Genomic DNA, 13,918 nt, shown 5'->3' with positions numbered 1-13,918 from the left:
AGCGCGCGGATGCCCGAGCCGGAAATGTTCTCGGAGCGGAAATCTTCGTCGATGATGACGACGGGGAAACGAAACTTCATGGGCGAATTCTCCAAAGACTAGTGCCCTGGGTTGGGAGTTTCTTGATCGATTTCATGTCGAGCAAACTCCAACCCAGGGCACTACAACCGCGGGCTCGGGGATTGCGCATCCCACGTGCCAGCGGCCACCGAAACTGCTTAGTCTCTACGCGCTGCGCGTCCGTTATATGACGGACAGGCGAAATACAGCACTGGCCACTACGTCTTGGGCAGCGTCACGCCGTGCTGCCCTTGATACTTCCCGCCGCGATCGGCATACGACACGTCGCACACTTCGTCGCTCTCGAAAAACAGCACCTGCGCGACCCCTTCGTTCGCGTAGATCTTCGCCGGCAGCGGCGTGGTGTTCGAGAACTCGAGCGTCACATAGCCTTCCCATTCGGGCTCGAACGGCGTCACGTTGACGATAATCCCGCAGCGCGCATACGTCGATTTGCCGAGGCAGACCGTCAGCACATTGCGCGGAATGCGAAAATATTCGACGGTACGGGCCAAAGCGAACGAATTCGGCGGAATGATACAGACGTCGCCCTTGAAATCGACGAACGATTTCTCGTCGAAATTCTTCGGATCGACGATCGTCGAATTGATGTTCGTGAAGATCTTGAATTCGTCGGCGCAGCGGATGTCGTAGCCGTAGCTCGACGTCCCATAGCTGACGATCTTGCGGCCGTCGCTGGAGGCGCGCACCTGATCGGGCACGAACGGCTCGATCATGTTGTGCTGTTCGGCCATGCGCCGAATCCACTTGTCGGATTTGATGGTCATAAAAAGACGCTGAAAAAGCGGATTTACTGGCGGATCACGCCGCACGCGATCGCCGCGCCGACGCCGCGATCGGGGAACTCGGGATCGCTCGATTCGCGCGCGAGGAGCACCGAGCGGCCGGCGACGGAACGCACGCCGTCGAGCGAGACTTCCGGCGCGACGATGAAACCGGCGGCAACGCCCGTCGCATCCGCATGGATGTTGCCGAGATCGCCCGCGCGCCGCACGCCGCTCTTGAGCCGATCGGCCGCCGGCGCGAACACGCCGCCCGCGCTCGAACCGTCGGCCGCATTGCAATCGCCGCGCTCGTGCACCTGCAAGGCGTGGTCGCTGTTCGGCGGCAGGCCGACGAGGTTGAACGTGACCTGAACGCCGTCCGCGCGCTCGATGAACGTCACGGTGCCTCGCGCCGTATTACCGACCGTGGGCAATACCTGCGCGTCCGCGCGTTTTTCGTGGGGGCCGAAGAAGGCCGCGCAGCCGCCGAGCGCCGAACTCGCCAGCACCAGGCTTGCGACGACGATGCTCGAACGGCGGGTACGCCGCCCACCGGTTGTTTCTCTCATGCGATCCTCATGCCAGCGCGCGGCGCGCCTTGCGCCGCCGAGCCGGACTCAAGCGAAGGCGACATGATACCGCGACGCGCGGGGCACCCGCAGATTCGAGCCACCGGCCATGCCGGTGGGGCCGCGACGCGAGATACGCGCGGCGCCGAAGGGACGCGAGACGATTCACGCGCTCACGTGTCCTGGACGACGATCGTCGGAAACTTCGCGCTCATGTCGCGGGCGCGCTCGGCGATGCGAATCGCCACTTTGCGGGCAATGGCGCGGTAAGTTTCGGCGATCGGGCCATGCGGATCGGCCACGACGCTAGGATGGCCGCCGTCGGCTTGCTCGCGGATGCCGATGTCGAGCGGCAAACTGCCGAGCACCTCGACGCCGTACTCCTTGGCCATCCGCTCGCCGCCGCCTGCGCCGAAGATATGCTCGGCGTGGCCACAATTCGAGCAGATATGGATGCTCATGTTCTCGACGAGGCCGAGGATCGGCACGCCCACCTTCTCGAACATCTTCAAGCCCTTCTTTGCATCGATGAGCGCGATGTCCTGGGGGGTCGTGACGATGACGGCACCGGTGAGCGGCACGCGTTGCGCGAGCGTGAGCTGGATGTCGCCCGTGCCGGGCGGCATATCGACGACGAGGTAGTCGAGTTCGCCCCAGTTCGTTTGACGCAGCAATTGCTCGAGCGCCGACGTGGCCATCGGACCGCGCCAGACCATCGGGTTGTCCTGATCGACGAGAAAACCGATCGAATTCGCTTCGATTCCGTGCCCCGTCATCGGGTTCATCGATTGCCCGTCGGGCGATTCGGGACGGCCTTCGATGCCGAGCATCATCGGCAGCGACGGGCCGTAGATGTCGGCGTCCAGGATCCCGACCGCCGCCCCTTCGCTGGCGAGCGCGAGCGCGAAATTAACGGCCGTCGTGCTCTTGCCGACACCGCCCTTGCCCGACGCCACGGCCACGATGTTCTTGACCTTCGGCAACAGCTTGACGCCCGGCTGAACCGTGTGCGCGACGATCGATTGCGACACCGTGACCTGGGCCCGCTCGACACCGGGCACTTTCAGCAGCGCTTGCTCGACGATCGCGCGCAGGGCGTCGAACTGGCTCTTGGCCGGATAGCCGAGCACGATTTCGGCGCTGACGGCTACGCCGTCGACGCTCACGTTCTTGACACCCTTGCCTGCCGCGAAGGGCTTGCCCGTATTGGGATCGGTGACGGCCGCGAGGGCGGCGTCGACCAAGGCCCGATCAATACTCATCGATTCGACTCCGAGGAGATAGCGCGCGGCAGCGTTTTCCAACGTTCCAAAACGACCGCGCAAGCCGGAAATGTTGCGGCAAAACAATGAGATATCGCATGTCATTGCCAAAAGATGGGCTGCCGGGCGCACACGCGCAGCGGCCGAGCGGACAGAGGGCCGCATCGATACCCACAGCCACTATTGTAGTGGCAAGCGATGGGGCGCGCCGCCGCTTGGCCGATGTGCCGCCTGAGCTCACCGGGTATTGCGTCATGTGACGCGCACGACCGGCCACTTGCCACAAAGGATATGAACATGAACGCAAGAATCGTCCCCCGACTGACTGCTTTGGCCCTCGCGGTCGCGCTCGTCGCCGGCTGCGCCTCACAGCAAGGCAACGACTCGCTGGTGGGCGCCGGCGCCCTCGGTGCGCTCGGCGCCGCGGTGGGCGGTGCCGTGGCAGGAGCCAAGGGCGCGGCCATCGGCGGCGCGGTCGGCTTGGCCAGCGGCGCCACCGCCGGCAACTACTGGAGCGACATCAGCAGCAGATTGTTCGGCAAGGCCCGAAACACCACCGCCAAGGTGACCCAGCAACCGGATTCCATCCGGGTGATCGTGCCGATCAATGCGTGTACGCGAAGGAAGGGCTGTGCACTCGATGCCTCGAGCTCGGCCGTGCTCAGCCAGGTTGCACAGGAAATGAAAGCGAACCCCGCGCTCACCGTCGACATCAGCGGCTTCTCGGATGCGTCCGGCACCGAAACATCCAACGAACGCGTGTCGTTGCAGCGTGCGCAAACCGTGCAGAGCTTTCTCACGCGGCTGGGGGTGGCGCCAGACCGCATCACAAGCGTCGCCGGAAAGGGTGACACCGCCCCGATCGCCGACAACAATTCGCACGAGGCGTGGAAAAACCGGCGCGCCGAACTCTACCTGCGTTCGTCCGGGGCAAGCGCCATGCAGCCTTGCACGGGGCCGCAATGCCCACAAGCTTCGGAGTAGGCGTTGCACTGCCCGATTGTAGCGTCGTCCTCTCCGGCGCTACTCCCGGGCGCGATGCATGCGTGAAGCATGACTGCCCGACGAAAATTGAAAGAAAGTGTTGCACCCCATTGCCAAAGCCGACGCGCGCGGGCAACTTCGCGCAGCGGCAAGCAATGGGCGCGCCGCATTGGCGCTTCGTAAGCACTATCGTAGTGGTTAGCGAGGCTCGCGCAGCCGCACAGCGGCTATGTGGACCCGGATGATCGGGCTTCTGGCCGGATGCGCGAGCGCTCGCTTTCGAGAGAGGACACCAACATGAACGCAAAAATCGTCACCCGCCTCACCGTTGTCGCACTCGCCGGCTCGATTCTCGCCGGCTGCGCGACGCAGCAGCAGACCAACACCGCCACCGGCACGGGCATCGGCGCCGCGCTGGGCGCCGGGATCGGCGCGCTGGCCGGCGGCGGCAAGGGTGCGGCAATCGGCGCGGGCGTTGGCGCTTTGGCAGGCGGCGTCACGGGATACAACTGGCAGGGCATCCGCAATAAGCTGTCCGGCGCCTCGAAGGGCACCGGCACGCAGATCACCGAGCAGCCTGACGGCTCGCTCAAGCTGAACATCCCGAGCAACGTGACGTTCGCCACCGACAGCTACCAGATCAATCCGCAGTTGTACCCGACGCTGAACGAGCTGGCCACGCAAATGGCTCAAAATCCGCAGGTCGTCGCACAGATCCAGGGGTATACCGACAGTACCGGCAGTGCTTCGCATAACCAGACGTTGTCGGTGAATCGGGCACAAAGCGTGGCGACGTATCTGAGCCAGCGCGGCGTGCAGCCCGACCGTCTGCAAGCGCAGGGGTTCGGCCCGAGCAACCCCATCGCCGACAACAACACTGCGGCGGGACGCGAACAAAACCGCCGGGTCGAGATCTATTTGCGTGCGATGGCGCAACGGACGCAGTAAGCGCCGGGCCGACCCGGCCAGCGGTTGGCGAGGCCCGCCGGCACCGGCGATGCCCGCCACGCCGGCTCAAAAATAGCGACGGAAGGAGCGAAAAGGCGCGGGAAAACGAATCGAAAAAATTTTCGAACTCGGCGGCATTTCGCTTGTCTGTATATTTGGTACGTGGCTGGCCAACGCCGCTGCGTCACCATTCTCCTCTTGTCGTTGTTGCTCCGGGGCCGAACGCCCCGGTTTTTTTTGCCTGGTCCCGCATCGGGCATCGGCAAAATGCCGCCGGCCGGTTCCGCCCGAGACGCCGAGCGGCATGCCCGTGCCTGCTAAAATCCACGCTTTCCCTCAAGCAGCACACCTTCCTATACGCTCATGACCGTATCCGCCCCTCATTTTGCCGCGCAAGCCGGCACGGGCGCCGCCCGCCGCCGCATTCTCGTGACGTCCGCTTTGCCCTACGCGAACGGACAGATCCACCTCGGCCATATGGTCGAGTTCATCCAGACGGACGTCTGGGTGCGCGCGATGCGAATGCACGGGCACGAGGTCTACTACGTCGGCGCCGACGACACGCACGGCACGCCGATCATGCTGAGCGCCGAAAAGGAAGGCATCACGCCGAAGCAGCTGATCGAGCGCGTCTGGCGCGAGCACACGCGCGATCTCGGCAACTTCCTGATTTCGTTCGATAACTACTACTCGACCGATTCGGAAGAAAACCAGGCGCTGTGCGAAACGATCTATGGCAAGCTCGAACAAGCGGGCCTCATCGATGCCCGTGAAATCGAGCAGGCGTACGACCCTGTGAAGGAAATGTTCCTGCCCGACCGCTTCATCAAGGGCGAATGCCCGAAATGCGGCGCGAAGGATCAATACGGCGACAGTTGCGAGGTGTGCGGCTCGACCTACCAGCCCACCGATCTCGTCAACCCGTATTCGGCCATTTCCGGCGCCACGCCCGTGCGCCGCAAGTCGACGCACTATTTCTTCCGGCTGTCCGATTCGCGCTGCGAAAATTTTCTGCGCGAATGGGTGAGCGGCCTCGCCCAGCCCGAGGCGACGAACAAAATGCGCGAATGGCTCGGCGAAGCGGGCGACGCCAAGCTCGGCGATTGGGACATCTCGCGCGACGCGCCCTACTTCGGATTCGAAATCCCCGGCGCGCCCGGCAAGTATTTTTACGTGTGGCTCGACGCGCCCGTCGGCTACTACGCGAGCTTCAAGAACCTCGCCGAGAAGCGCGGTCTCGATTTCGACGCCTGGATCAAGCCCGGCTCGAACACCGAGCAATATCACTTCATCGGTAAGGACATTCTCTATTTCCATACGCTCTTTTGGCCGGCGATGCTCGAGTTCGCGGGCTATCGCACGCCGACAAACGTGTTCGCGCACGGCTTCTTGACGGTGGACGGCGCGAAAATGTCCAAATCGCGCGGGACGTTCATCACGGCGAACAGCTATATCGAGACGGGCCTGAACCCCGAATGGCTGCGTTACTACTTCGCCGCGAAGCTGAACGCGACGATGGAAGACCTCGATCTGAACCTCGAGGACTTCCTGGCCCGCGTCACCAGCGACGTCGTCGGCAAGTACGTGAACATCGCAAGCCGTGCGGCGGGCTTTCTCATCAAGCGCTTCGACGCGCGCGTGCAGGACAGCGCGATGGGCCATCCGCTGCTCGCGACGCTGCGCGCAGCGGTCCCGCAAATCGCGGCCCATTACGAGGCACGCGAATATGGCCGCGCCGTGCGCCAGACGATGGAGCTCGCGGACGCCGTGAATGCCTATGTCGATACGGCCAAGCCGTGGGATCAAGCGAAGGATCCGGCCAACTCCGCCTTGCTGCATGAGACGGTCAGCGTCAGCCTGGAAGCGTTCCGGCTGCTGTCGATCGCTCTGAAGCCCGTGCTGCCCGCCCTGGCCGGCAAGGTCGAGGCATTCCTCGGCCTCGCCCCGCTCGCGTGGGCGGATGCCGATACGCCGCTCTCTTCCCAGCAGCCGATCAACGCGTATCAACACTTGATGACGCGCATCGATCCCAAGCAGCTGGAGGCGCTCGTCGCAGCCAACCGAGGCTCGCTGCAGCCGACGGAGACTGGCGCGCAAGCGGCATCGGCGGCAGCAGCGTCGACGTCGGCGGCAGCAACGCCAGCAACCGGCAAGGGCAAGCAGAAAGCCGCCACTCCCGCGGGCGACGGGGCCAGCGAGACGATTTCGATCGACGATTTCGCGAAAATCGACTTGCGCGTAGCGCTCATCGTCGATTGCAAAGCCGTCGAAGGATCCGACAAGCTGCTGCAACTGACGCTCGACGTCGGCGAAGACAAGACGCGCAACGTCTTTTCGGGGATCAAATCGGCCTATCGTCCCGAGGATCTGCTGGGCAAGCTGACGGTGATGGTGGCGAATCTGGCGCCGCGCAAGATGAAATTCGGCCTATCCGAAGGGATGGTGCTCGCCGCGTCGAGCGCCGACGAGAAAGCCGAGCCCGGCCTTTACATCCTCGAACCCCACAGCGGCGCGAAGCCCGGCATGCGGGTTCGCTGAGTGGCGCGGCGGCCGCCTTCCGGGTGGCCGCCCGTACACCGCTGCGCCACCGGTCAGCCGATCGACTCGGCGCCAAGCCGCGCAAGCCGCGCAAGCCGCGCAAGCCGTACCGCCGAATCTCACTCGGCAAAGAGTTCCTGGAGTCCCGTGCCGTCGAAGCCATCGCCGAATGCCACCTGGCGCCGGCCTACGAGGCGCATCCCCGGTTCGGGCAGATAGCTGAATTTCACCGAGATCGCCTTCGTTTTGTCGGGGGACGCTTCGGCCCCGGGCCGCAAAATTCTACGCGCGCGCTCATAGATCGTGCCGAGCGCCGAACCCAAATTGCCGGTACTTTTAATGACATCGTTGCCCGCTGCTGCGACCGCCACGTTCGCCGCGCCAACGACAGCGTCGTTGAACGGCGTGACTTCACGCCTTTGCTTCGGCGGTGCGTAGCGCGAAACGCTCATGTAGATATGCGGCAATTCGGCAATCGAATTCTCGATCCCGATCTTGGCGTTATGTTGGAAAAACCTCAGCACTTGCGCGCGGCTGCCGATAAGGATGAGCGGCTTGCGCCCCTCGCCGTGCTCCGAGAATTGGTACCAGCCGCGGCTGTTCGGCATCGCCTTCTTCAGCAAGCCGCGATCCTCCACCATCGCGCCGCCCCGGCCGAACTTCACCCCCGAAAGGGGCCATCGCCACATGTACAAGGTCGACATTGCTCATCTCCTACAGTTGAATTGAGGAGCAAATCAGACCACGTTACCTACGGCCAAGGCTTGTTCATTTTTCGCAATTGTTAGCAAGCATCGTCACCACGGCCATCGGTCGAAGCGCCGCGTGTAGTTCACATCGACACCCTGGAACGTACCCGTATAGAGCAGCACCGACCAGAACCGTGAGAGATTCACCGTGGCCTTGAACGCGTTGCTGGCCGATTGCAGCCCCTGCTCGTAGCCGAGCACGAGCCGGTCGTTGATCGCCTTCGACAGCATCACCACCTGCGAATCGGTCAGCCCGACGTCGCTGCGGCCGACCGAGAACTCGTCGAGGCCGAATGTCTGCGCCACGCGTTTGCCCGTCGCGCTGCCCAGCAGCGCGAGCGCCGTCGTCATCGAGCTTTGCTGGCTCAGGTTGTTGCCCTGATCCGTGCCGTGGCCGAACAGCAGCCATGAGAGCTTTTCATTATCGGGCACGTTCGGTTCCGACACGAGTTTGACGACGGGCGTGCGCACCGTGCCCGTCACCTGGACGCCCGCCTCCACTTCCTGGTTGCGGCGCATGGCGAGGATATTGACGCCAGGATTCGCTACAGGGCCGTTGAACGTGAAGTAGCCGTTCTCGATCGCGAGCTTGCGGCCGAACGACGTATAGGTCGATCCCTCCGTCACGCGCACGTTGCCGATCGCGCGCAGCGGCTGATTCGGCGCCGAGAGCGCCGTGACGGTGCCGCGCAAGCCGAGATCGGCGCCTTGGCCCCGGAAGCGGAAATCGTGGCCGAGATCGATATCGACGCTCGCCCGCGGCGCGAAGCGGCCAACCGGCTTGTTCGTCGATTCGGCCGGCGGCGGCGGCGAGCCACGCACAAACCCGTGATCGCTGACGATGACCACGTCGTCCGACAAGTGCGGCGCGCCCTGCTCGGGCAGATCGAAGCGCGCATGATCGACCGTGAACTTGCCGTCGATGTCGAGCCCGCCGGCCGAACCGCCGTTCGCAACCGTCGCACTGCCCGACAGCGACAATTGCCGATCGGGTGCCGCGAACAGTTCGAGCTTGTCGGCCACGATATGGGCCGTCAGGTCCGGCTCGGCGCTGTCGAGCCGAATGCGCCCCGTCGCGCGCAGTGTGCCGTTACCGCCATGGAACTCGACGCGCTGCAAATCCACGAGATTCTCGGTCAGCGCCACGCGCACGATGCCGTCCTTGAGCTGAATCCCTTGATCGACGAGGGTTGCCGATAGATCGTCGCCCACGAGCGCGCCCGAGACGGTCGGTTTCGCGCGCGTACCCGCCAAGGCGAGGTTCAGCGCGACGTGCCCGTCGAGCACATAGCTCGGCCCGAATAACCCGCCCGTCGATTTCAAGGCGGGAACGTCGAAGGCGACCTTGCCGGAAAGCGGAGCATCGGCGGCCAGCCCCAAGAGGCCGCCGCGAGCCGGGTCGGGCGTGAGGCCCGCCGCGAGCGTGGCGTCGAGCGTACCGATCCGGTTGGCCGCGGCATGCGCGGTGGCGATCATCCGCCCGCCCGTCAGGTCGATCCGCGCAGAGAGCGCAGTCATCCCGAATGCCGCCGTCCCGTAGCCCGTCGACAGCGTGGCATCGCCGCTGCGGCGTTCGATGCGCGCGTAGCCGCTCGCCGTCCGGCCCAGCGTGAAGTCCCAATCGGCTGCCAGTATGAGGTCGCTCGACACGCGCGAAGGCATGCCCGTCAACATTTGCCGAATCGCGATCAGGCGCGCCACCGATAAATCCGAGGCGCTGCCGGCGGAACTGATCGCGCCGTGATCGTAGACGAGCGATTTGAGATCGAACGTGGCGCCTTCGACGCTCAACCGCGTACGCCCGAGCGTCGCCCGCTCGCGGCCGGCCGACACGGCCACCGGCGCCTGTAGCTCCAGGGCGGGCATGCCTCGGTTCGCCAGGCGCGCGAGCACGCCGTCCCAACGCGGCCCATCGTGCGTATCGGTCAGCGCGCCCGTCCCCGCGAGCGTCATGTCCACGGAACGCCCCCGCACGGTTCCCTTCGCCTGCGCATCGAACGTATGTTTGCCCCGCGTGCCCGCGACGCGGGCTGTCAACGTCGCCAGATCGACGGCACCGGCATGCACGTCGCGTGCATCGGCCGTGAAGTCGAGCGCGCCTGTCGCGCCGTCGCGGATCTGCGCACTGCCCGTCGCTGCACCGATCCGATTCTCGCCGATCACCACCCCGCGCGCGTCATAGCGTAGCGTCACGTCGGGATGGGCAAGCGAACCCGTCAGATCGCCGTCGGCGAGGACCGTGCCGGCGACGCCGAACCCGAGACGCGCGAGCTGCGGTGCGTCCACATGAAACCGCAGGCGGTCGCCGGGCGCGCCGAAACTGCCGTGCAGCTCGACGTCGTTGCCGGCGATCGACAGCTTGGCGTCGCTCGGCAAGAGCCGCGTGCCGGCGAGCTGGATCGTCCCCGAACCCGTCAACGGAAAGCCGTCGTAGACGCTGTCGCCAAGTTCGAACCGAAGCTTCGCCGACAGCGGCTGCGCCAGCGCACCGACCGCACTGAACCGCCCCGTCACGCGCGCCTCGGGCAGCTTGGTGAACGTTCGCGCGGGTTTGGCAGGCGTAGGCGCGGGCGCCGATCCGCGCGCGCCATGGCCGCGCGGCGATTGCCCGCCGCCTGCCGCGGGGCGCGTCGTCGGCAAGGGCGCCGCCACGACGAGACGAGGATCGAAATTCGTCAGTGTGGCGCTGAGGTCATAGCTCGCACGCGCATCGCGCTGGAGCGCACCTTTGAGTTCGAGCCGGCCGTCGCCGGCATCGATGCGAACGTCGTGCAACGCCACGCGAGCCTGCTCGAGCGCAACGTGGGCCCGCGCGCGCAAACGCGCCGCGGCATCGGTCAGATCGAGCGAGAGCGACTGCGTGGGCCCGTCCAGCCCGATGCCGATCGGCCCGGACAGCGCGGTCGGGCGCACATATGGCGTGATCGTCGTCAAGTCGAGCGCGCGCGCGGTCAAGTCCAAACGCCCCCGCCCGCGTGCGAACGTGCCGCTTCCCGTCAGCGCGCCGCCGCGCACGAGACGCACGTCCAAATGATCGAGCCGCTGCTCATGCTCGTCCAGCCGCAGATCCGCGCGCGCTTCGATGAGGGGCAGACGCTGTTCGTCGAGCTGCCCCGGTTTCGCATTGACGATGCGGACGGGGCCGGCAACGACGAGCGGCCCGGCGCCCGGCACAGGCGCGAGCATCGCAGTGAGCGAGAGATCGGCTCGAGGCGCGCCCGCACTCAGCACGCGCGGATCGACGTGATCGAACGCGATCGTCGCGCGCTTGAGCGGGACCGGCGCGAACGGCATGGCTTCCACATGCGCGCGCCCCGCGAGCTTCATGCCGCTGGCCGTCACGTCAGCGACAAGCGATTCGAGCGTGCCGGACAGGTGCGCTTGCAGCTCGGCTGCGGTCCCGTCCACCACGCCCGAAGCGCTCAAAGCGCCGGTGAGCGGGAATGGCCGCACGCCATCGAGCGACAGGTTGGCCGCCAGCGCGCCATAAGCCGTGTCGAAGCCGTCGATCGAGACCGTGTGATGGCGGCCATCGCTGCGCCCATGCGCGCGCAGCCGGTCGATCTCGGTCGTCGCCGCACCGTTGCGCACGAGCAGCCGGTTCACCGCGAGCGAGCGCACGTCGAGCTGAATCGGCAACCGCAAATTGGCGGGTAGCCGCATCGGCGCTTTGCTCGCCGACGGGGCAAACCGCGCATCGATCGTCCCCGCTTCCAACGCATCGACGGTGAACCGCCAAGGCGAACGCGTCAGCGCCCAACGGCCCGAGAGGCGATCGATCCGGATATCGGTGGGCGGCGCGCCAGCCGCGAGGGCCGGTTCGTGCCAGCGCAGATCGGCCAGACGCACGCCACGTGCAAGCGTGCCGCCCTCGAACGTGCCGGACAGCCGCGAGCCGAGCGCCGCGACGGCGGCCCGCCAGACGAGGCGCGTGCCGGATTCCGTCGCGATCGCACCATACAGTGCGGCGACGACGCCAACGCCAGCCAGCACAAACGCCACGGCCGTCCACGCGAGCACACGCAGGCCGCGCCGCTTGGGCCGCGGCGGATTCGGCTCAGGCGCCCCGTTCGCTCCGGGCGCGGCGCCAGGCTCCCCCGGCGGCGGCAAGCCGCCCCCGCCCGCCTGCGGCATGTCGGCGTGAGCGGCATCTTCGTACGGCGGTGGCGGCGAATCGTGGGTCATGCGAGGGGGTAGGCCTATTCCATTCGATGCGAGAGTTCGGTTTCAGAGCGTCAAAGCGTCAGAACGCAATGCCCAGCGTGAGGTAGGGCCGCACACTGCGGTTGCGGGTGCCATACGCCAGATCGACGTTGATCGGCCCGACGGGACTGCGCCAGCGGGCGCCGACACCCACGCCCGGATAGATGACGCGTTCCCTCCAGGTGTCCGTCGCCATACCGACATCGTAGAAAACCGCCGCCCCCCAATCGTGCGTGAACCAGTGTTGATATTCGGCCGTGGCGGTGGCCAGGTACTTCGTCGGCAATACCGATCCGTCGACATTGTTCCCGATGCTTTGGAAACCGTAACCGCGCACCGAATTGGAGCCGCCCGCCCGGAACAACAGCGAAGCCGGGATGCCGCTCGAACTGCCGCCCGTGAACACCCCGCCGAGCTCCGCGCGCACCAGCAAGAGATCGCGCTTGAAGAGCGGCACGTACTGCTCGCCCCGCGCATAGGCGCGCGTGAACGTCTGGTCCGTCGCGATGCCCTTGACGGCGAAGCCGGCTTCGACATGCAACAGATTGCCCTTGCGCGGGAACAGCGGATCATCGACGTTGCGGCGCGTCCAAGACCATTGCGGCACCAGCGCGTGGCTTGTCGTCGGGCCCGTCGCGTTCTGATCGAGACGATCGGCGTAGTACTGAATCGAATACGTGTAATCGATGAACTGCGCGGTACGCGTGCGCTGCAGGCCCGCCCGCAAACTGAAGATGTTCGTGTCCGACACTTTCGTGGTGGTGTACGAAGCGAGCGCGCTGTTAACCCAGCCGCGCTGGCCCGGCGGCATCGACAGTTGGATCTGGCCGTACTGTTGAATCTGATCGAGACGCCCCTGGACCGAGAACGGCCACGCGGCGCCGAACGTGTCGAGATACGTATAGGAGCCTTGCACGTGCGCGCCGGTATCGGTTGCATAGCCGACACCCCCGCGCACGTTGTTGTACGGATACTCGCTCACTTTCACGTGCACCGGCGTATCGTTCGGCTTCGTGACGTCGTTGCCGACGTCGATCGCCACGCTCGCGTAGTAGGGCGTGTTCTGCAGTTGCCGCTGGAGCTCGGCAATGCGTTCGGAATCGTAGACCTCGCCCACCGACAGCGGATTGACGTTCGTGACGATGCGGCCCGGATAGCGCCGCACGCCCGACACGTCGAGCGGGCCGAGCGTGAAGGTCGGCCCGCTGTCGAACGCGACGCTCAAGGACGCCTGCCGCGTGTGCGGATCGATGCGCGCTTGCGAACGCACGATCTTGGCGCCGATGTAGCGGTGCGCCTGCAAAGCCTTGAGCGCGGCCTCCTTCGCATCGCTCCACCCCGGCTGGGTGAACGGATCGCCCGTATGGAGCGAAAACGCGAACCGCGCCGCATTCTCGCGCTTCGGCTCCTCGCGGCTCACGGGACCATCGAACGTCAACTCGACCGACGTGACGATTGTCCGCGGACCCGGATCGACGTGCACCGTGATGGCTTTCTTTCCTTCGCGGCCCGCGCGCACGTCGGTGCGCACGACGGGGGAAAAGTAGCCGTCCGTGGCGGCCAGATCGCGGACCTGCTGCGGCGTGGCGGTGACGAGAAAGTCGAATTGATCGTCGGTCACGTCGTTGCGCGAGGCGAAGCGCGCCAGATCGAGATGCTTCTCGAGCAGTTTGCGCATGTCGCGCGGCGCGTCGATCGTCACGTCGTACTTCGCGGCCGCGGGCATCGAGGCCAAAGCCAGCAGCGTACCGAGCACGAGCGACAGCCAAGCCGGCCGCGACGCCAGTATCGCGCGGCCGCGGCCATCGCGCACGCTGCAA

General features: G+C 65.6%; 9 protein-coding genes. 3 read left to right on the top strand and 6 right to left on the bottom strand.

The features are described 5' to 3' along the window. Positions 1 to 278: 278 nt before the first annotated feature. From dcd to apbC, 3 genes are all read right to left on the bottom strand, one after another. Entirely contained in the window at positions 279 to 848 is a 570-nt protein-coding gene (gene dcd, locus ACTHL0_RS00875) for a dCTP deaminase (RefSeq protein WP_440564667.1), read from the bottom strand. Between the two features lie 23 nt (positions 849 to 871). Continuing rightward, on the bottom strand, positions 872 to 1,414 hold the full coding sequence (locus ACTHL0_RS00870; RefSeq protein WP_440564666.1) for a superoxide dismutase family protein: 543 nt from the start codon (positions 1,412 to 1,414) through the stop codon (positions 872 to 874). 173 nt (positions 1,415 to 1,587) lie between these two features. Beyond that, positions 1,588 to 2,676, bottom strand: a complete 1,089-nt coding sequence (gene apbC, locus ACTHL0_RS00865; RefSeq protein ID WP_440564665.1) for an iron-sulfur cluster carrier protein ApbC — start codon at positions 2,674 to 2,676, stop codon at positions 1,588 to 1,590. A gap of 297 nt (positions 2,677 to 2,973) precedes the next feature. Here apbC and ACTHL0_RS00860 point away from each other — a divergent pair, with 297 nt between their 5' ends. The 3 genes from ACTHL0_RS00860 (at position 2,974) to metG (ending at position 7,146) form a co-directional block, all read left to right on the top strand. Continuing rightward, on the top strand, positions 2,974 to 3,660 hold the full coding sequence (locus ACTHL0_RS00860; protein ID WP_440564663.1) for an OmpA family protein: 687 nt from the start codon (positions 2,974 to 2,976) through the stop codon (positions 3,658 to 3,660). 297 nt (positions 3,661 to 3,957) lie between these two features. Continuing rightward, positions 3,958 to 4,608, top strand: a complete 651-nt coding sequence (locus ACTHL0_RS00855) for an OmpA family protein (protein ID WP_440564662.1) — start codon at positions 3,958 to 3,960, stop codon at positions 4,606 to 4,608. Between the two features lie 363 nt (positions 4,609 to 4,971). Beyond that, a complete protein-coding gene (gene metG, locus ACTHL0_RS00850) occupies positions 4,972 to 7,146 on the top strand; it encodes a methionine--tRNA ligase (protein WP_440564660.1) in 2,175 nt (724 codons plus the stop codon). A 119-nt stretch (positions 7,147 to 7,265) separates the two neighbouring features. Here metG and ACTHL0_RS00845 read toward each other — a convergent pair whose 3' ends face one another. From ACTHL0_RS00845 to ACTHL0_RS00835, 3 genes are all read right to left on the bottom strand, one after another. Then, positions 7,266 to 7,850, bottom strand: a complete 585-nt coding sequence (locus ACTHL0_RS00845; RefSeq protein ID WP_440564659.1) for a hypothetical protein — start codon at positions 7,848 to 7,850, stop codon at positions 7,266 to 7,268. 93 nt (positions 7,851 to 7,943) lie between these two features. Beyond that, a complete protein-coding gene (locus tag ACTHL0_RS00840) occupies positions 7,944 to 12,029 on the bottom strand; it encodes a translocation/assembly module TamB domain-containing protein (protein WP_440564669.1) in 4,086 nt (1,361 codons plus the stop codon). A gap of 109 nt (positions 12,030 to 12,138) precedes the next feature. After that, on the bottom strand, positions 12,139 to 13,863 hold the full coding sequence (locus ACTHL0_RS00835) for an autotransporter assembly complex protein TamA (RefSeq protein ID WP_440564668.1): 1,725 nt from the start codon (positions 13,861 to 13,863) through the stop codon (positions 12,139 to 12,141). Positions 13,864 to 13,918 lie beyond the last annotated feature (55 nt).

This window comes from Trinickia sp. (genome assembly GCF_051961175.1).
Classification (GTDB): domain Bacteria; phylum Pseudomonadota; class Gammaproteobacteria; order Burkholderiales; family Burkholderiaceae; genus Trinickia.
The sequence above is the reverse complement of the archived record's forward strand: the minus strand, read 5'-3'. Positions and strand labels throughout refer to the sequence as shown.

What these genes read in the sequence shown, in the direction of transcription:
- ACTHL0_RS00845 (WP_440564659.1), bottom strand. Translation starts at nt 7,850, where the DNA reads ATGTCGACCTTGTACATGTGGCGATGGCCCCTTTCGGGGGTGAAGTTC.
- apbC (WP_440564665.1), bottom strand. Translation starts at nt 2,676, where the DNA reads ATGAGTATTGATCGGGCCTTGGTCGACGCCGCCCTCGCGGCCGTCACC.
- dcd (WP_440564667.1), bottom strand. Translation starts at nt 848, where the DNA reads ATGACCATCAAATCCGACAAGTGGATTCGGCGCATGGCCGAACAGCAC.
- metG (WP_440564660.1), top strand. Translation starts at nt 4,972, where the DNA reads ATGACCGTATCCGCCCCTCATTTTGCCGCGCAAGCCGGCACGGGCGCC.
- ACTHL0_RS00840 (WP_440564669.1), bottom strand. Translation starts at nt 12,029, where the DNA reads ATGCCGCAGGCGGGCGGGGGCGGCTTGCCGCCGCCGGGGGAGCCTGGC.
- ACTHL0_RS00870 (WP_440564666.1), bottom strand. Translation starts at nt 1,414, where the DNA reads ATGAGAGAAACAACCGGTGGGCGGCGTACCCGCCGTTCGAGCATCGTC.
- ACTHL0_RS00860 (WP_440564663.1), top strand. Translation starts at nt 2,974, where the DNA reads ATGAACGCAAGAATCGTCCCCCGACTGACTGCTTTGGCCCTCGCGGTC.
- ACTHL0_RS00855 (WP_440564662.1), top strand. Translation starts at nt 3,958, where the DNA reads ATGAACGCAAAAATCGTCACCCGCCTCACCGTTGTCGCACTCGCCGGC.